Genomic DNA, 17,862 nt, shown 5'->3' on the forward strand with positions numbered 1-17,862 from the left:
CCTCAGGCCCGCAGGCCGAGGGCGTGCACGATCTGCGGCCACGCGAGAGCGCCGAGTGCCGCGTCGGCGGAGGGCGAGCCTCCGCGCGCCATCGTCACACCTCCGACCGCCACCGACTCGCTGGGCAGGACCATGCGGTGTCCGGCGGCGGGATGAGTGACCACCGTCGCCTCCCGTCCGTGCACCCTGCGGCGCTCGGCGATCTCTGCGGCGAATCGGTCACTCGGCCACACGCGGTCATCGCCTCCGGCGACCAGGACGACGACTCCGGCGATGTCTTCCGCGTGGATCGCTGCCGCGGCGGCGCCTTCCGGGTCGCGGGCGAGGCTCGACTCGTACAGCGACCGGTACTCGGGCGGCTCGGTCGATGGCGACCAGGTGGGATCGAAGGTCACTGCGGGGAGGGGAGCACCTCGGTGGGTCCAGTGCGACGACCAGTTTTCGTCTGCGATCCCCGCCCAGACGACGGACGACGGAGCGACGGCGATCGTCGCGTCGACCGGGTGAAGTGACGCGGTCACCAGCGCCGCTTCCGCCCCGAACGACGTTCCGAAGATCGCGACGCGATCGGCCTCGAGTCGCAGCAGGTCCAGCTGATCGATGAACATCTCGATCGGCACCTCGTGCGGCGCCGGGCGCTGGCCGATGCCGCCGAACCAGCGGATGGCGCGGACTCGGGCTCCGTGCCGTGCCAGCAGCTCCGCGCGCTCGGTCTCGACGCGCCCGCTGGAGCCGGCGAGGAGCAGTACGGCAGTGCCGCAGGCGACTTCAGGGAAGGCGTCGGACGAGTCTGCCCGGTCGATCGAGGTTCTGCTGCGTCCCGGCACCGCCATCATTCCCGATCGAGCCCGAACGTGCGCTTCACAATGGCCTGCACGTCGCGGTCGAGACCGTCGATGCGGGTGTTCACCGCATCGAACCGGGTGTTCACCGCATCGAATCGTGCGTTCATCTCGTTCCGGAGGCCGCCGATCTGTCCGTTCATCTCGTTCCGGAGGCCGCCGATCTCGCTGCGGACGATACGGATGAACAGGGTCGAGACGACGGTGAGCGTACTGAACATCAGCACGGTGAACGACCCGATCATGGTCCAGATCTGCGCGTCATTCATGAATCCCACTCCGTCATCGTCGCATCGATTCGGCAAGCCTGCCAGAGCGCGGAGGGCGAAGATATCGGTTGCACGGACGATGGGGGCAACACGCTTTCGTGCGCGTCTGTGGAGGGCAGGTCGGCGTCGGCGGATGACGCGGCAGGTCGGGGCGTCCAGGAGACCGGGCGGTGGGAGCCCACCGCCCGGTCCTGCTCAGTCGCCCTTCACGTTGACGATCTGCCGCAGGGTGTGCCGGATCGACACGAGGCTCGCGGCATCCGCCATCACCTGGTCGATCGGCTTGTATGCCTGCGGGATCTCGTCGATGAAGGCGTCGGTGTCACGGAACTCGATGCCCGTCATCGCCTCCCGGAGCTGATCGTGCGTGAACGTCTTCCGCGCCGCCGACCGGGAGTACTCCCGTCCGGCGCCGTGTGGTGAGGAGTTCAGCGACTGCGGGTCGCCGAGCCCCTCGACCACGTACGAGGCTGTGCCCATCGAGCCGGGGATGAGCCCTGGCCTGCCGGCATCCGCCTGGATCGCACCCTTCCGTGACACCCACACCTGCGTGCCGTAGTGCTTCTCCGACTCGGTGAAGTTGTGGTGGCAGTTGATCCGCTCCTGCTCGTCGACGGGGCTGCCGAGGAACTCGGAGACCTGCCGCACGACACGATCCATCATCTCCTCCCGGTTCAACAGGGCGAAGTGCTGGGCCCACCGCAGCTCCCGGATGTATCGCGTGAACTCCGGTGTGCCCTCGACCAGGTACGCCAGGTCGGGGTCGGGGAGGTCGATCCACCACTGCTTGGCGAGCCGCTGCGCGACACCGATGTGGTGCCCGGCGATCTTGTTGCCGACCCCACGGGACCCTGAGTGCAGGAACAGCCAGACCCGGTCGAGCTCGTCGATCGACACCTCGATGAAGTGGTTGCCCGAGCCGAGCGTTCCCAGCTGGAGCCGCCAGTTCCCGGCATACTTCTCAGGGTCGAAACCGTTCTTCTCGGCGAGCTCCTCGAGCTCCGCGATGCGGGGCTCGGCGGTCGCGACGACCTTGTTGTTGTACCGGCCGGCCGACAGCGGGATGGCGCGCTCGATCTGCTCCCTCAGCTCGGCGAGGGCGCGACCTTCGAAGTCGCTCCTCGTGAACTGCGTGCGGACGGCGATCATGCCGCAGCCGATGTCGACGCCGACGGCTGCGGGGATGATCGCGCCGAGCGTCGGGATGACCGAGCCGACCGTCGCCCCCTTGCCGAGATGCGCATCCGGCATCAGCGCCAGGTGCGGGTGGATGAACGGCATGCGGGCCGTGGTGTGCGCCTGATCGAGTGTCTTCTCGTCGATCAGCGACGCCCACGACAGCAGCCGTGCGGAGAGCCTCTCCATGATTCCTTTCCTTGTGGTGGTGTTCAGCCACAGGTCAGGGGTCTCTCCAACGGAAAACGCCCCGGACCTGACGGTGCGGGGCGTTGCGAGAGCGGATGCTGTCACACGGCGCGCGCCGGAGGGTACGACTCGTAGCGGTCATTGCGCTTCTGCTGAAGCGGCAATACCGTTGCGATGGGAAGGTTCCGCTGGGCGGTCATCCGTCGACTCCTCGGCTGGCGTGCTGCGCCGATCGGCACAGCTTTGCAACCCTAGGAGGTGACACGCCCGGGAGTCAAGCCGTCTCGCGGGGCGGGTTGTACATGAACTCGACCCGGATGCCGTCGGCGTCCTCGACGAACGAGGCGTAGTAGCGCTCCGAGTAGCGCGGGTACTCCTTGGGCTCGCGGACGGGCGTCCACCCGGCGTCGACCGCGACGGCGTGCAGGTGCTCGACCTGTTCGCGCGTCGGCACCGCGAAGGCGATGTGCTGCCAGCCGATGCGGCCATGACGGTGCGGGGCGGAGTCCTCATCCCAGGTGTAGAGGATGATCTCGGTCTCGTCGCCGTTGTTCCACGAGATCGAATGGTCGTTCGCACCACCGCTCTGGTATCCGAGCGCGGTGAGGACGGGGTGGAACTGCGCCCGGCCGCGCTCGAGGTCGTCGACGGTGATGCCCAGGTGATCCAGAAGAGCCATGTGCCGAGTCTTCCAGCAACGGCCGACGTCGCACCAGGGCGCGTCGATGCTGGTCGAGAGTCCGATGTCTCATGGAACGATGGAGGCATGGCTCCTCAGGTCGTCGCTGTCCATTCCCACGCCTCGCACACCTTCAGCAAGCTGCCGCGTGAGTCGATCACGCTCCTCGAGGGGCTCGGTGTCGAAGGAGACGCGCACTGCGGCGCAACTGTGCAGCACCGCTCACGGGTAGCTGCAGACCCGTCACAGCCGAACCTGCGACAGGTGCACCTGATCCACGAAGAGCTGTTCGACGACCTGCGCGCGAGCGGGCACGGCGTCGAGCCCGGTCAACTCGGCGAGAACATCACGACTCGGGATGTCGACCTGCTGGCACTTCCCGTCGGCGCTCGACTGCGCTTCGGCGATGCGGTGGTGACGATCACGGGCCTGCGCAACCCGTGCCAGCAGATCAACGATTTTCAATCCGGCCTGCTCAAGCGATTGGTCAAGACCGATGATGAGGGCCGAGTCGTCCGACTGGCCGGGGTCATGGGTATCGTCTCCCGCGGCGGACCCGTGACCGCCGGAGACACGATCGAGGTCGAGCTGCCGCCGACACCGCACTTTCCCCTCACGCGCGTGTGATCGCGGCCCGGAGGCGCGGCACGTCTGCGCCCTGAGAGCTCGCCGTGCGCACCGACGAGCACACGCACACTAGTGCGGCGCGTGGTACTCGGCTTCGCCGCGCTTCCAGTAGCCCTTCACGACGGCCTTCGCGGTGTCGACGCCCCAGCGCTCGAGCAGTGCCCGGCCCGGCTTGACGATCGACTGCTCGGCGGCGATGAAGACGAACGGGTCGGGCCCGGTCGCGTCGTCGGAGGTCAGCGTCTCGAGGAAGGCGATGAGGGCGGAGCCGGAAGGCTCCTGGCCGCGGTGCAGCCACTCGACGTCGACCGGGGCATCGATGTCGATCTCGCGGCCCTGGTTGACGGTCTCCACCACGATGCGTGTCGGGGCGCCTGCGGGGATGAGCGCGGCGAAGCGGCGGATGGCCGGGATCGCGGTCTCATCGCCGACCAGCAGCCAGGACCCGGGTTCGCCGACCAACACGGCCGACCCGCGGGGTCCGCCGACGCCGATGGAGGATCCGAGCGGTGCAGTCGCCGCCCACGGAGCTGCGACGCCCTGGTCGCCATGCACCGCGAATTCGACGTCGAGCCAGTCCTCGCCCCACGCGAGCGGGGTGTACTCGCGGCTCGGGGACGCGCGCAGCTCCTCGACCGAGTTCGTGGGAGCCGCAGGGAAGAACAGGCGCATGTGGTCGTCGGAGCCGAGGGAATCGAATCCGGCGAGGTCCGAGCCGGTCAGCCGCACGCGCACGAAGTCCGGGGCCAGCCATTCGCGGGCACTCAGTGTGACGTTGCGGAAGCGCAGCTCGAGGCCGCGACGCTCGATCGAGAAACCGGATTTCGTATCGCTCATAAAGTAAGGCTAACCTAAATATGACGAGGTGAAGGTCATCCACCCGCTCGTCTTCCGGCGCCCACAGCGTGCGCATCGATCCCGCAGAACAGGAGTCTCTCCATGTCCGTGCCCAGAACCCTCACCGCCACGAGCGCCACTCTCGTCGGCCTCCTCGCCCTCGCCGGGTGCACCTCCGGCGGCTCGACCGAACCGGAGAAGACCGAACCCGCGGCAGCGACCGTCACCATCGAGGACAACACCGGCACGCACGAGATCGCGACGCCTCCCGCCTCTGTCGTGGCCCTCGACAACCGCACCTTCCAGACGCTCTCCGACTGGGGTGTCGAGCTCTCCGCCGGCGCCGTCGCGCTCATGCCGGAGACGGTGTCGTATGTGAAGGACGACGAGATCGTCGACATCGGACTGCACAGCGAGCCCGACCTCGAAGCGGTCGTCGCCGTGGAACCCGACCTGATCATCAGCGGCCAGCGGTTCACGCAGCACAACACGGCGATCGCCGACCTCGTCCCCGACGCCACGATCATCGACCTCGAGCCGCGTGAGGGCGAACCCTTCGACGACGAGCTCAAGCGTCAGGTCACGGTGCTCGGCGAGATCTTCGGCAAGCAGGACGAGGCACAGAAGCTCGTGGACGACTTCGATGCCGCCGTCGAGCGCGCGAAGGCCGCGTACGACGCCGCCGACACGGTCATGGCCGTGAACACCTCCGGTGGGGAGATCGGCTACCTCGCCCCGACCGTCGGCCGCTCGCTCGGCCCGATCTACGACATCCTCGGCCTCACCCCCGCGCTCGAGGTCGACGACGCGACCGACGACCACCAGGGCGACGAGATCTCCGTGGAGGCCATCGCCGCCTCGAACCCCGATTGGATCCTCGTGCTCGACCGCGACGCCGTGTTCGCCGCCGACACCCCCGACTACGTCCAGGCGGCCGAGATCCTCGAGAGCTCCGAGGCGCTCGCCGGCGTCACCGCCGTGAAGGACAAGCAGATCGTCTACATGCCCACCGACACGTACCTGAACGAGAGCATCCAGACGTACACGACGTTCCTCGATGACCTCGCCGACGCCCTCGAGAAGAGCGCGAAGAACTGAGGTACTGCGGCGGCATCCGGGTGATCCGGGTGCCGCCGCACCGTCATCATGGTCTCCACAGACATCGCCCCACCGCCCCGCCACGCCGGGCGGCTCTTCGACGTGAAGCTGCTCATCGGCGTGCTGGTCGTCGTCGTGCTGCTCGTGATCTCGCTCTTCACGGGTGTGTACGACGTCGCCGGCGCCGAAGACGGCGCCCAGATGTTCCAGATCACTCGCGTCCCCCGCACGATCGCCCTCGTCCTGGCCGGCGCCTCGATGGCGATGGCGGGTCTCGTGATGCAGCTGCTCACCCAGAACCGCTTCGTCGAGCCGACGACCACCGGTACCACCGAGTGGGCGGGGCTCGGGCTCCTGATGGTCATGATCCTCGTGCCGCAGCCCTCGCTCCCTCTCCGGATGGCCGGTGCGGTGTTCGCGGCCTTCATCGGCACGATGGTGTTCTTCGCGTTCCTCCGACGAGTGGCCCTCAGGTCCTCCCTCATCGTTCCGATCGTCGGCATCATGCTCGGGGCCGTGGTCGGCGCGCTCTCGACCTACCTCGCCCTGGCGACGAACTCGCTGCAGATCATCGGCGTCTGGTTCGCAGGCAGCTTCACCTCGGTGATGCGCGGCCAGTACGAGATGCTCTGGATCGTCGCCATCATCGGCGTGATCGTCTTCATCGTCGCCGATCGGCTCACCATCGCGGGACTCGGTGAAGAAGTCGCCACCAACGTCGGGGTGAACTACAACCGGATCATCCTGCTCGGCACGGTTCTGATCGCGGTCACCACCGGCGTGGTCACGGTGGTCGTCGGCAACCTCCCCTTCCTCGGGCTGATCGTGCCGAACATCGTCTCGATGGTGCGCGGCGACGACCTGCGCAGCAACCTTCCGTGGGTGTGTCTGCTCGGCATCGCGATCGTCACGGTGTGCGACATCATCGGGCGCACCATCATCATGCCGTTTGAGGTTCCGGTGTCGCTGATCCTCGGGGTCGTCGGCGCCGTGGTGTTCGTGCTCCTCCTGCTCAGGCAGCGTCGACGTGGCTAGCGGGGCGAGAGACGTGGCCGTGGGCGTTTCCACACGATCCGCGGGGGCGTTCACGACCCCGCGGGCGCGTCGGCGCTACGGGGTCGTGCTCGGCATCCTCATCGTCCTCGCCGCGGGCTCCGGCTTCGGCCTGCTGGCGTGGGCGAACCCGATGCCGGTCGGATCGACGGGGTTCTGGCGCATCGCCCAGCACCGTGCGACCGATGTCACGGTCATGGCACTCGTCGCGGTCGCGCAGGCCGTGGCGACGGTGAGCTTCCAGACCGTGACCAACAACCGCATCATCACGCCGTCCATCATGGGCTTCGAGTCGCTGTACCGGGTGGTGCAGACCTCGACCGTGTACCTGTTCGGTGTGGCCGGGATCGTGGCGATCCAGGGCGTCGGGCAGTTCGCCATCCAGGTCGCGATCATGGTCGGCCTCGCCGTCGCCCTCTACGGTTGGCTGCTGTCCGGGCGCTACGGCAACCTGCAGATCATGCTCCTGGTGGGCATCGTGATCGGGGGAGGCCTCGGAGCGATCTCCACGTTCATGCAGCGGCTCCTCACGCCCAGCGAGTTCGACGTGCTCGCTGCGCGTCTGTTCGGCAACGTGTCGAACGCCGACGCCTCCTACCTTCCGCTCGCGATCCCGCTGGTGGTCGCGGCGTCTGCGCTGCTCTGGCTCCGCTCGCGCCGACTCAACCTGATGGCTCTCGGGCCGGATGCCGCCCGCTCCCTCGGCGTCGATCACCGGCGCGAGCTGTTCGTCGTGCTGTTCCTGGTCGCTGTGCTGATGGCGACCTCGACGGCGCTGGTGGGGCCGATGACGTTCCTCGGCTTCCTGGTGGCGACCCTCGCATACCAGTTCGCCGACACCCACGATCATCGGCTGATCTTCCCCGTCGCGGTGCTCACGGCCTTCACCATCCTGGCCGGTGCCTACTTCGTGATGAAGAACATCTTCTACGCGCAGGGGATGGTGTCGATCCTGATCGAGCTCGTCGGCGGCACCGTGTTCCTCATCGTCATCCTCAGAAAGGGCAGACTGTGATCGCACTCGACGGCGTCCGCCGTGACTACAGCAGCGAGGTCGCGATCGGCCCCGTCGACCTCGAGATCCCCGCCGGCGGCATCACCGCCCTCATCGGTCCGAACGGGGCGGGCAAATCGACCCTGCTCACGATGATCGGGCGTCTGAGCGGGATGGACGCCGGTGCGATCGAGATCGCGGGGCTCGACGTCGCCTCCACGAAGTCCAAGGACCTGGCGAAGGTCGTCTCGATCCTGCGCCAGGAGAACCACTTCGTCACCCGGCTCACCGTGCGCCAGCTGGTCGGGTTCGGGCGCTTCCCCCACTCGAAGGGTCGGCTAAACAGGGCCGATGAGGAGATCATCAGCCGAGCGATCGACTTCCTCGACCTCGGCGCCCTGGAGAGCCGGTATCTCGACGAGCTCTCCGGAGGGCAGCGGCAGCGTGCCTACGTCGCCATGGTCCTGGCACAGGACACCGAGTTCGTGCTGCTCGACGAGCCGCTGAACAACCTCGACATGCGGCACGCCGTGCAGATGATGAAGCACCTGCGGCGAGCGGCGGAAGAGCTCGGGCGCACGATCGTCATCGTGCTGCACGACATCAACTTCGCCGGCCACTATGCCGACCACATCTGCGCCATGAAGGACGGCGCTGTCGTCGAGTTCGGATCGCCGGCCACGATCATGACGGACGATGTGCTCACGCGGGTGTTCGATACTCCCGTGCGCGTCGTCGACGGTCCGTCAGGGCCGCTCGCGGTCTACTACTGAGCCGTCGTGCCGCGCCTGCCTGCGGAGTGAGCGCGTCAGAGCTCGATGCCGTGGTCCTCGTCGTTGACGCCGGCGTTGTTGCCACGGCGCGATTCGTACCCGAGGAACCAGCCCAGCCACACGATCGCCGCGAGCAGTACCCCGAGCCAGACGTTCTGGAAGATGAGCCCGACCACGACGCCGACGATCAGCAGGCCGACGGTGACGAGGATGCGCAGCATGGAACGGGACATGGCACCAGCTTAGGTGGCGGCGTCAGCGGCGGCGATGGTCTTCGGGCGCGAGACGAGGACCCCGGCGAGGCTCCTGCACTCCACTGGCGTAGATGAGACGCACGACGCGCTGTCGCTGACCGGCCCAGGGCGCGAGCAGCTCGACCATCCCGTCGTCGTCGGTGCGCGTGCCCGTCAGGGCGTAGCCGACCTCGTGGGCGAGGTGATAGTCGCCGACGCTGACCGCATCCGGATCTCCGAGGGCGCGGATGCGCGTCTCCGCCGACGTCCAGACCCCCACGCCGGGAAGGCTCGTGAGCACGCGGTCTCGGTCGTCTCCCGAGGCGGCGGCTCGGACGGCTCGGGCGATGCGGTCTCCGCGCTCGGCCGCACGCACGATGGTGCGCGACTGGGGCGGCTCGACGCCGGCACGATGCCAGGCCCAGGAGGGGATGCGGAACCACTGCTCGGGGGAGGGGGCGGCGAACATCGGCCGCGGCGTCGGGCCGGGTGCGCGCGCGCCGAAGCGGGTGACGAGCCAGCGCCATGCGCCGAAAGCCTGCATGCCGGTCACCTTCTGCTCGATGATCGCGCACGCGAGCGCATCGAACACCTCGTCGGTACGCGTCAGACGCAGCCCCGGGTGGCGTCGTGCGGTGTCGGCGATGAGCGGGTGCAGCGTTGAATCGAAATCTCCGGGATCGTCGTGGGCACCACAGAGGGCGGGCACGAGATCGAGGGCCACGTCCGAGCCGGGGCCCCACGCCGTCGCCCGCACCTCTCCGCCCGCCATGCGCAGCGCCAGCGTCGTCGGTCCGAGGGGCGTGCGCATCGCGCGCCAGATGACGGACCCGTCGATGAGCATCGTGGGGTCGGTGCCGCCACGGCGGAGCATGCCGACCGTCCGGCGGAGATCGAGCTCATGCGGAGGGCGGTAGACGGTCTCCCGAGCAGTTTCCGCGGGAGCGGCGTCTGCCGCTGCGGAATGCGCTGTCAGGGTCATGCGCCCACCCTACGCGCCGGTTCTGACACGGACCCGGGGGTGCTGATGCCCGGTCATCCGTGTTCGCAATACAGGAAGTTCGGGCGCCGAGCACCTCGGGGAGGAACGACGAAGGCGTTTCGCGGGCGATGTTCCTGAGTTGTGAACCTCCGAGGTCGGAGAGTGCGCTCAGAAGCGGTCGGGCGAGGGGGTGCCGTGACCGTATCGGATGACGACGTCGGCGTGCCGGTCGAAGCGGTATCCGATGCCACGAACGGTGCGGACGATGTCTTCGTAGCGACCCAGCTTGGCGCGGAGGCGGCGCACGTGCACGTCGATGGTGCGCTCTCCCGGGGTCTCGTCGTCCTGGGCCTGCCAGAGGGCGGAGACCAGCTCACTGCGCTCGATCGTGCGGCCCTCGCGAAGAACGAGGTACTGCAGCAGTTCGAACTCCTTGTAGGTGAACGCGGCGGATTCGCCATCGATCAGCACGCGCTTGCGGGAGATGTCGACGGTGACGCCGCTCTCCTCGTCGGCGGTGTCCTCCTCGGCAGCGGCCTTGGTGCGCGCGATGGCTCCCGGCTCCTGGAGGGCGAGGCGGACCACGTCGAGGTCACGTCCTCCCGAGCCGTGTGGCGCGAGGGCGACCGTGGCGTGCGTCTCCGCACCCGGTGCGAGTTCGGCGAGAGTGCGGCGCAGTGCGTCGACGAGGAGGGGGAGGCTGACGCCTGCCTCGGCGGCCTTGATCTCGTCCAGCCCGACGTACAGGGCGAAGCCGCGGGGCGAGCGCACGGCGGGAAGGTCGGCGCCGGCGGCGGAGAGCGGTGCGGCGGCCTCAGTCTGCGTGCGGATCGCGGCGGTGGTGGCGGGACGCTCGAGAAGTGCGGTGTTCGACATGATGATGAAGTCCTCAGGACGTGAGCCCGGATCGAGCGGGGCTCTGATGCGTTGCATGAATGACCGGCGGAGCCGGGAGACGAGCAAGGGTGGATGCTCGGAGACACTGACCTCGCAGATGGCGAGGAGTTCAGGTCAGGCGGGGTGGCTGTTCGTTCAGCGACACATTCGGCAACACATGCCAACGCGACCGGGCATCATCATCCCGGCAGTCCTGTTCGCCTCCTGGGCGGACAAAGGGCTTGCGTTGGTGGTCATGGGGGGATTATGTCTGATCGTGACGCCCCATGTCAAAACGCCCGGGCGCTTCCGGCGGGCGTAACGTGGTTCGAATGACGATCTCGCACACTGTCGACGGCTTCATCCTGACCGACGAGAAGGACGCTTCGCGGTACACACTCATGCGTGACAGCAAGCTCGTGAGCGTGCTCGACTACCGCGACGACGGCCACACCATCGCCCTCACCCGGGCCTTCACGATCCCGACTTTCCGCGGGAACGGCTATGCGGGGAAGGTCGTCGAGGGCGCCGTGGCCGACATCGCCGAGCGCGGTGGTCGCCAGGTCGACGCCGTGTGCTGGTACGTGGCGGAATGGTTCTCCGCCCACCCGGAGCGTGCCGGTCTTCTGCGCACCCGCTGACTCTCCGGCCACATGACGAACTGTTACGCGCGCTCTTTGCGAGGATGACCTCATGAAACTCGCCGAAGCCCTCACCGCACGGGCAGATCTGCAGCGCCGCATCGAGCAGCTGCGGGCCCGCATCGTCGCGAACGCCCGGTACCAGGAGGGCGAGGAGCCGGCGGAGGACGCGGCCGCCCTGATCGTCGAGGCGGATGCCGCGCTGACACAGCTCCGCGACCTCATCCGCCGCATCAACGCGACCAACGCACGGCTCGACCTGGGGGCGGACGGCACCATGACCGATGCGCTCGCCGCCCGTGACGTGCTTCGTCTGCGGCACTCCGTCCTCACCGATGCAGCAGCCGCGGCCTCCGGGGCCAACGACCAGTTCCTGCGCCAGATGCGGTCGGAGCTGCGCCAGGTCTCCGCTCTCCCCGTCGCGCAGTTGCGCTCCCGTGCCGACGCCGTCGCGCAGGAGCTTCGTGAGCTCGACAACCGGATCCAGCAGGCGAACTGGTCGAACGACCTCGAGGAGGACAGCGGAAGTCGGTAGTCACGACGAAGCGGGCACAACCCTCAGCCGGCGGGGCAAGCCGGCACCTGTGGGGCGGAGGGCAGCCCGGATATCGCATCGCGCAGCCCCGCACGCTGTACAGGTGATGGTGCACGGAGCATCTCGCATCACCGCGTGCCGGTCGTCGTGACGAGGGAGGGTCAGGGGACCTTCCGCTTCCTCCTCGAACTCCTGGAATGAGAGCGCCTGCGATAAGATCGAACTCTGCTCAGCCCCGTTGGCTGAGGCGGTCAGGTGTCGAGAGGCACGCTGATCCGAGGCTCGAAACCTCCGGCATCCTCACCAGACACCGGAGGTTTTCCCATGTCTTCATCCCTGCGCGCCCATCCCCTCTCCCGGTGGTGGGCCCTCATCGTCATCTCGCTCACGCAACTGGTCGTCGTCCTCGACGGAACGATCGTGAACATCGCCCTTCCCCGTGCCCAAGCTGCCCTCGGGCTCTCGGACGGGCAGCGCCAGTGGGTCGTCACGGCCTACGCCCTGGCCTTCGGGGCGCTACTGCTGCTCGGGGGCCGGATCGCCGACTACGTGGGACGCAAGCGCGTCTTCATGATCGGCATGGTCGGATTCGGAGCGGCATCCCTGTACGGCGGGTTCGCACAGCAGGGGTGGGAACTGATCCTCGCTCGCGGGCTGCAGGGGGCCTTCGCGGCCCTCCTCGCGCCCGCCGCGCTCGCCCTTCTCACCGTCACGTTCCCCTCGGGGCGGGAGCGGAACACCGCCTTCGCCGTCTTCGGGACCGTGGCCGGCACCGGGGCAGCCGTCGGGTTGCTCCTCGGCGGTGTGCTCACCGAATTCGCGGACTGGCGCTGGTGTCTCCTGGTCAACCTCTTCTTCGTCGGCATCGGCGTGATCGGCGGCGCACTCTTCCTGACCGAGAGCAAGGCAGAGGGGGAGAACCGCTACGACGTCTGGGGCGCGATCTGCGTGACCCTCGGTCTCGGTGCGCTCGTCTACGGATTCAGCCGCGCCGAGAACGGGTGGGCCGATCCGCTGGCGATCGCATTCCTCGCCATCGGGGTCGTGCTCCTGGCCGTGTTCGTCTGGGTGGAGAGCCGGGTGGCGCAGCCGCTGCTCCCCCTGCGCGTCGTCGCGGACCGAGTGCGAGGCGGGGCGTTCCTGATCCAGGGAATCGCCGGGGCGATCATGATCGGGGCAACGATCTACCTGACCTTCCACTTGCAGTTCGTGCTGGGCATGGGCGCGCTGCAGGCCGGCCTCGCGAGCCTGCCGCTGCCGATCGCGACCATGGTTCTGGCTCCGATCGCGACCAAGCTGCTGTCGGTGATCGGCCCACGTCCGCAGCTGGTCGTCGGACCGCTGTTCGCCGCGGTCGGGCTGTTCCTGCTCTCCGGGATCACCCCGGACGGCGCCTACTTCGTGCAGATCGCTCCGGGACTGGTGCTCCTGGGCATCGGCATGGGGTTCGTCTTCATCCCGCTGCAGAACCTGGCGCTCTCGGGAGTCGCCCCGCATGACGCGGGAGTGGCGTCGGCGGTGGCGAATTCATCGATGCAGATCGGCGGCTCGATCGGCCTGTCGGTGTTCACCGCGGTGTACGCCGCCTCCGTCGGCGGTCGCTCGCAAGCCGATCTCGCACCGCAGCAGTTGACCGACGCCTACGGGTGGACCTTCATCACCGCGTCGATCCTCATGGTCGTGGCGTCCGTCATCGCCGCGACCATGGTGCGCGGCACGAAGGAGCAGCTGCTTCCGGCGCAGGACACGCCCGTTCTCGCGGCGCACTGACGTGGTGGCGCGGCATCCGTTCCGGGGCGAGGATCCCGCATCAGGAACGGATGCCACGGCACGCCTCGGACGGAATGTCGGAGGGGGTTCGTACCGTGTGAGTATGCGCATCCTGCACACCTCCGACTGGCACATCGGCCGGACGTTCCATGGCAACTCGACCATGGACGCCCTCGCCGAGGTGCTCGGAGCGCTCACCGCACAGGTTCGCGAGAACGCGGTCGACGCGGTCGTCGTCGCGGGAGACGTCTTCGACTCCGCCACGCCGTCCGGTGCCGCATACACCCTGCTGGGCGATGCGCTGGTGGCTCTGCACGAGACGGGCGCCCGCGTCATCGTGACGAGCGGTAACCACGATTCGGCCGCACGACTCGGTTTCCAGGCCCGGCTGCTCCGCGAGGGAATCCACGTGCTGACCGACCCGCTCGCGGTCGGAGTGCCCGTGACGATCGCCGATGCGCATGGCCCGGTCCACTTCTTCGGCATCCCCTATCTCGAGCCGGCGATCGTGCGTCAGCACTGGCCGGAGGGCGACAGCACCGGACGTCAGCTGCGCACGCAGGCGCAGACCATGGCGCACGCGATGGACCTGGTCCGCGCGGGCATGGAGCAGTACGAGGGGCGTTCGGTGGCGATCGCGCACTGCTTCGCCGCGGGCGTCGACGCGACGGCCGGACTCGAACGCGAGGTGCGCCAGGGGGGCCTCGACATGGTGCCGCTGAGCGTCTTCGACGGGCCCGACTATGTGGCGCTCGGGCACATCCACGGGCGTCAGCAGCTCAGCGACCGTGTCCGCTACGCGGGTGCGCCGCTGCACTACAGCTTCGGCGAGCAGGACAAGCCACGTGGGTCCTGGCTCGTCGACATCGATGCCGAAGGGCTCGCCGAGGTCGAATGGCTCGAACTGCCGGTGCCCCGTCGCCTCGTCACGCTCACCGGTCCGCTCGACGAGCTCCTGTCCGTCGAGCGGGTCGCCGAGCATGCGGGGGACTGGGTCTGCGCCGTCTATACGGATGCGGTGCCACAACGCGAGCCGATGCGGCGCCTTCGTGAGAGCTACCCCCACTGCGCCATGGTGCAGCACCAGCCCGAAGTGAAGGCGGAGGTCGACGAGCGCTCCTACGTGCAGCGTCTGCGCACCGCGATCACCGACGCCGATCGCATCGAGGCCTTCCTCGAGCACGTGCGGGCAGGGAACGGACCGACCGAGGCGGAGGGCGAGCTGATCCGTGCGGTGCTCGATGAGCGGGTGCGTGCCGAGGCGCTCGTCTAGATGCGTCTTCATCGCCTGGAGGTCGAGGGTTTCGGGCCCTTCCGCTCACGCCAGACCGTCGACTTCGACGCGTTCGCCGACGACGGCATCTTCCTGATCGCCGGACGGACGGGAGCGGGCAAGTCGAGCATCCTCGACGCCGTCTGCTTCGGTCTCTACGGCGGAGTACCACGGTACGACGGGGGTGAGAAACGGCTTCGCAGCGACCATTGCGAGCCCGACGATCCCTCCGAGGTGGTCGTCGAGTTCAGCACGCCCACCGGCCGATTCCGGGTCACCCGTTCACCCGAGTATCTGCGTCCGGCCAAGCGTGGTGGCGGCATGACCAAGCAGGCACCGGCCGTGGCCCTCGATGAATGGACGGACGCCGGCTGGATCGGCCGTGCCGCACGGGCCGTCGACGTCGCAGGCGAACTCGACGAGATCCTGCAGCTGAGTCGTGAGCAGTTCCTGCAGGTGATTCTGCTCGCGCAGAACCGGTTCTCCGAGTTCCTGCTCGCGGGCAGCCGCGATCGCCAGGCGCTGCTGCGGCGTCTGTTCGGCACCCAGCGATTCGAAGACGTGCAGGCACGATTCGACGAGCGTCGTCGGGCGGCGGAACAGGCGCTCGGCGCCCGGCTCGCGGCCGTCGAGGCCCGCGTCGACGAGGCCGAGCGTCTGGTGGTCACCGGCGGGCTGATCGGAGACGGCGACGAGATGCCGCCTGAGGCGCTGCACCTGCCGTCATCGATCGATGTGCGTCTCGACGCCCTCCGACGAGCCAAGGCCCGCGCCGACTATCGCGCGGAGCGCCGCGCATCCGAGCAGCTCGACGCGGAGAAGCGGTCGGCCGCAGCAGACGCGGAGCTCGCTGTGGCGCGCGAAGACCGACGGGCGCAGAGCGAACGCGACCGCGCCAGGGCAGCGCTCGAACGTCTCGACGCCGAGGCGCCCCTGATCGAGGAGGCTCGTGCGGAACTCTCCGCGGCTCGCGCCGCGGAGGTGCTGCGCTCCACGATCGCCGCGGCGGCACGTGCGGGCGCAGCACTCACCGTCGCCTCCCGGGAGGAGCAGAGTGCTCGCGCGGCGGCCGAGGCCCTCGACCTCCCGGTGGACGGCGACCTCGACGCCTGGACGGCCGAGCGCATCAGGGAGAGCGGAGCATGGCAGCGGGCACGAGAGCTCGAGGAGCGTGCGCCGGCGCTCGACGCGAAGGCACGATCCGCCGAAGAAGCCATCGTGGCCGTGGCTGCCCGCATCGAGGCCGCAGAGGAGAAGCGGGCCTCCCTGCCCGCGGAGATCACCGAACTGACGTCGTTGCGCGACGAGACCCGGCGTCTCGCCGACCGAGTGGACGACAGGCTGGCGTCGCAGGAGACGGCGGATCTCCGTCGTGCCGCGGCGCGCGAGGCGGAACGGCTGAAGGCCGCCGAGATGTCGCTCGACCTCGAGCTCACGCAGGCCACCGCACTGCATGCGGCTGCGCAGACATCGCTGGCGCAACTGCGTCAACGGCGCACCGACGGTATGGCCGGAGAACTCGCCTCGACACTCCGCGACGAGCACCCCTGCCCCGTCTGCGGCTCACTCGATCATCCGACACCGGCCACGCATTCGGATCCCGTCTCGCCCGAAGACATCGCCCTCGCGGAAGAAGCCCGTGACGCCGCGTCGCAGAAGGAGCGCGAGCTGGCGTCGAGCGCATCGACATTGCGTGCCGAGCTCGCCGCCGCCACTGCCCGCGCCGATGGTCGAGACGTCGAACGTGCCGAGAGTGAATACGCCGAGGCCTCCGCGGCGCTAGCGAGCAGTCGTGCAGCCGCGGAGGCGCTGAAGACGCTCGACTTCCAGCTCGACGAGCTCGTCATCCGCCTCGAGCGGCTCGACGCCGATCGAGACGTCGACGCGAGCGCTCTCACGGAGGCGCGGGAGCGGCACGCGCTCCTGCGGCAGCGGAGCGTGGAGGCGCATCAGCTCGTCACCGAGGCGCGGGGCGGATTCGACTCCGTCGCCGAACGGCTCTCCGACACAGAGGCGAAGATCACCGCGGCGCGCGCACTCATCCAGGCGATCGCGGAGCGCACACGCAGGGCCGAGGCGCTCGTCGAAGCGGAAGCCGAGCGCGACGAGGCGCTCGCAGACTCCGTGTTCGACGACGAGGCGGCCGTCGAAGACGCACTGCGTTCGATCACGACGCAGGAAGCCCTCGACGCGCGGATCGCGCAGCATGCCGTGCAGCGAGAGAAGGAGCGCGCTGTGCTGTTCGACCTCGAACTGCGCACGCTTCCCGAGGAGCCGATCGACCTCGCACCGCGCGAACAGGCATCTGCGGCCGCTCGGAGCGTCTGGACGGCGGCGGTCGATGAAGTGGCCAGAGCCGCCGGCACCGCAGAACGACTCGGCGGTCTGATCGACTCGGCCACAGCCGAGCAGGCTCGCACCGCCGACGATGCCGCGGAGTTCGAGGTGCTGCAGAATCTCGCCGACACGATCGCGGGCAGAGGCGCCAACACCCGCAAGATGACGCTCGAGACCTTCGTGCTCGCCGCGGAGCTCGAAGAGATCGTCGAGGCTGCCAACCGCCGGCTGCACGACATGTCGACGGGTCGCTACCAGCTCCAGCACTCCGATGCGCTCGCTGCCCGTGGTGCGGCATCCGGACTCGGCATCGTGGTCTTCGACGCCTTCACGGGGCAGACCCGACCGCCGCAGTCACTGTCGGGAGGGGAGACGTTCCTCACATCCCTCGCCCTCGCCCTGGGACTGGCCGAGGTGGTGACCGCCCGTGCGGGGGGAATACGCCTGGACACGCTTTTCATCGACGAGGGGTTCGGGTCCCTCGACGGCGACACGCTCGATGTCGCCATGCGCACGCTCGACGAACTGCGACAGGGCGGGCGCACTGTCGGGGTGATCAGTCACGTCGAAGCGATGCAGGAGCAGATCCCCGCACAGCTCACGGTGCGCGCACTGCCGAACGGGCCCAGCATCATCGAGGCCCGCTGACGCGATCCCGTGGTGGATGCGCGCCCGACC

Annotated in this window: 18 protein-coding genes; 10 read left to right on the forward strand and 8 right to left on the reverse strand. The window is 68.5% G+C overall.

All coding sequences use genetic code 11. The features are described 5' to 3' along the window. Positions 1–2: 2 nt before the first annotated feature. The 4 genes from ACFVWL_RS11060 to ACFVWL_RS11075 all read right to left on the reverse strand — a co-directional run bounded on the left by ACFVWL_RS11060 (position 3) and on the right by ACFVWL_RS11075 (position 3,155). The gene (locus tag ACFVWL_RS11060; protein ID WP_387182352.1) at positions 3–827 is read right to left on the reverse strand and encodes an acyl-CoA thioester hydrolase/BAAT C-terminal domain-containing protein; all 825 of its coding nucleotides are present in this window, start codon (positions 825–827) and stop codon (positions 3–5) included. 5 nt (positions 828–832) lie between these two features. After that, positions 833–1,111, reverse strand: coding sequence for a hypothetical protein (locus ACFVWL_RS11065; protein ID WP_387182354.1), 279 nt, complete (start codon positions 1,109–1,111; stop codon positions 833–835). Between the two features lie 195 nt (positions 1,112–1,306). After that, positions 1,307–2,476, reverse strand: coding sequence for an RtcB family protein (locus tag ACFVWL_RS11070; protein ID WP_387182356.1), 1,170 nt, complete (start codon positions 2,474–2,476; stop codon positions 1,307–1,309). Positions 2,477–2,750: 274 nt separating this feature from the next. Further along, positions 2,751–3,155, reverse strand: coding sequence for a VOC family protein (locus tag ACFVWL_RS11075; protein WP_387182359.1), 405 nt, complete (start codon positions 3,153–3,155; stop codon positions 2,751–2,753). A gap of 87 nt (positions 3,156–3,242) precedes the next feature. On the opposite strand from ACFVWL_RS11075, the gene ACFVWL_RS11080 reads away from it, so the two are divergent. Beyond that, positions 3,243–3,782 (forward strand): MOSC domain-containing protein, encoded by a 540-nt coding sequence (locus ACFVWL_RS11080; RefSeq protein ID WP_387182361.1) that lies wholly within the window; start codon positions 3,243–3,245, stop codon positions 3,780–3,782. Between the two features lie 69 nt (positions 3,783–3,851). Here ACFVWL_RS11080 and ACFVWL_RS11085 read toward each other — a convergent pair whose 3' ends face one another. Continuing rightward, the gene (locus ACFVWL_RS11085) at positions 3,852–4,619 is read right to left on the reverse strand and encodes a siderophore-interacting protein (RefSeq protein ID WP_387182364.1); all 768 of its coding nucleotides are present in this window, start codon (positions 4,617–4,619) and stop codon (positions 3,852–3,854) included. Between the two features lie 102 nt (positions 4,620–4,721). Here ACFVWL_RS11085 and ACFVWL_RS11090 point away from each other — a divergent pair, with 102 nt between their 5' ends. From ACFVWL_RS11090 to ACFVWL_RS11105, 4 genes are read left to right on the forward strand one after another with little or no spacing between them, the layout of a single operon-like run. After that, positions 4,722–5,717: a siderophore ABC transporter substrate-binding protein gene (locus ACFVWL_RS11090; RefSeq protein ID WP_387182366.1), complete on the forward strand. Its 996-nt coding sequence runs from the start codon at positions 4,722–4,724 to the stop codon at positions 5,715–5,717. Between the two features lie 48 nt (positions 5,718–5,765). Next, positions 5,766–6,752: an ABC transporter permease gene (locus tag ACFVWL_RS11095; RefSeq protein WP_387182368.1), complete on the forward strand. Its 987-nt coding sequence runs from the start codon at positions 5,766–5,768 to the stop codon at positions 6,750–6,752. Positions 6,753–6,771: 19 nt separating this feature from the next. Next, positions 6,772–7,785, forward strand: a complete 1,014-nt coding sequence (locus tag ACFVWL_RS11100) for an iron chelate uptake ABC transporter family permease subunit (protein WP_387182370.1) — start codon at positions 6,772–6,774, stop codon at positions 7,783–7,785. Continuing rightward, complete coding sequence (locus ACFVWL_RS11105) at positions 7,782–8,537, forward strand: ABC transporter ATP-binding protein (protein WP_387182373.1); 756 nt, start codon at positions 7,782–7,784, stop codon at positions 8,535–8,537. The genes ACFVWL_RS11100 and ACFVWL_RS11105 overlap by 4 nt, the downstream gene beginning before the upstream one ends. A gap of 35 nt (positions 8,538–8,572) precedes the next feature. On the opposite strand, the gene ACFVWL_RS11110 is transcribed toward ACFVWL_RS11105, so the two are convergent. From ACFVWL_RS11110 to ACFVWL_RS11120, 3 genes are all read right to left on the reverse strand, one after another. Further along, positions 8,573–8,770, reverse strand: a complete 198-nt coding sequence (locus ACFVWL_RS11110; protein ID WP_387182375.1) for a hypothetical protein — start codon at positions 8,768–8,770, stop codon at positions 8,573–8,575. A gap of 22 nt (positions 8,771–8,792) precedes the next feature. After that, positions 8,793–9,752, reverse strand: a complete 960-nt coding sequence (locus tag ACFVWL_RS11115) for a DNA-3-methyladenine glycosylase family protein (RefSeq protein ID WP_387182377.1) — start codon at positions 9,750–9,752, stop codon at positions 8,793–8,795. A gap of 168 nt (positions 9,753–9,920) precedes the next feature. Continuing rightward, positions 9,921–10,628 carry a winged helix-turn-helix domain-containing protein gene (locus ACFVWL_RS11120; protein WP_387182379.1) on the reverse strand — a complete coding sequence of 236 codons (708 nt, stop codon included), beginning with the start codon at positions 10,626–10,628 and terminating at the stop codon, positions 9,921–9,923. A gap of 332 nt (positions 10,629–10,960) precedes the next feature. Between ACFVWL_RS11120 and ACFVWL_RS11125 the strand changes: the two genes are divergently transcribed. From ACFVWL_RS11125 to ACFVWL_RS11145, 5 genes are all read left to right on the forward strand, one after another. Continuing rightward, positions 10,961–11,269 (forward strand): GNAT family N-acetyltransferase, encoded by a 309-nt coding sequence (locus ACFVWL_RS11125; RefSeq protein WP_387182382.1) that lies wholly within the window; start codon positions 10,961–10,963, stop codon positions 11,267–11,269. Positions 11,270–11,321: 52 nt separating this feature from the next. Continuing rightward, positions 11,322–11,804: a DIP1984 family protein gene (locus ACFVWL_RS11130; RefSeq protein ID WP_387182384.1), complete on the forward strand. Its 483-nt coding sequence runs from the start codon at positions 11,322–11,324 to the stop codon at positions 11,802–11,804. Between the two features lie 324 nt (positions 11,805–12,128). Then, on the forward strand, positions 12,129–13,574 hold the full coding sequence (locus ACFVWL_RS11135) for an MFS transporter (protein ID WP_387182387.1): 1,446 nt from the start codon (positions 12,129–12,131) through the stop codon (positions 13,572–13,574). 103 nt (positions 13,575–13,677) lie between these two features. Continuing rightward, positions 13,678–14,847: an exonuclease SbcCD subunit D gene (locus tag ACFVWL_RS11140; RefSeq protein WP_387182389.1), complete on the forward strand. Its 1,170-nt coding sequence runs from the start codon at positions 13,678–13,680 to the stop codon at positions 14,845–14,847. Beyond that, entirely contained in the window at positions 14,848–17,832 is a 2,985-nt protein-coding gene (locus ACFVWL_RS11145) for an AAA family ATPase (RefSeq protein ID WP_387182392.1), read from the forward strand. Positions 17,833–17,862: the final 30 nt, after the last annotated feature.

The sequence above is a fragment of the Microbacterium sp. NPDC058269 genome (assembly GCF_042881445.1).
Classification (GTDB): Bacteria; Actinomycetota; Actinomycetes; order Actinomycetales; family Microbacteriaceae; genus Microbacterium.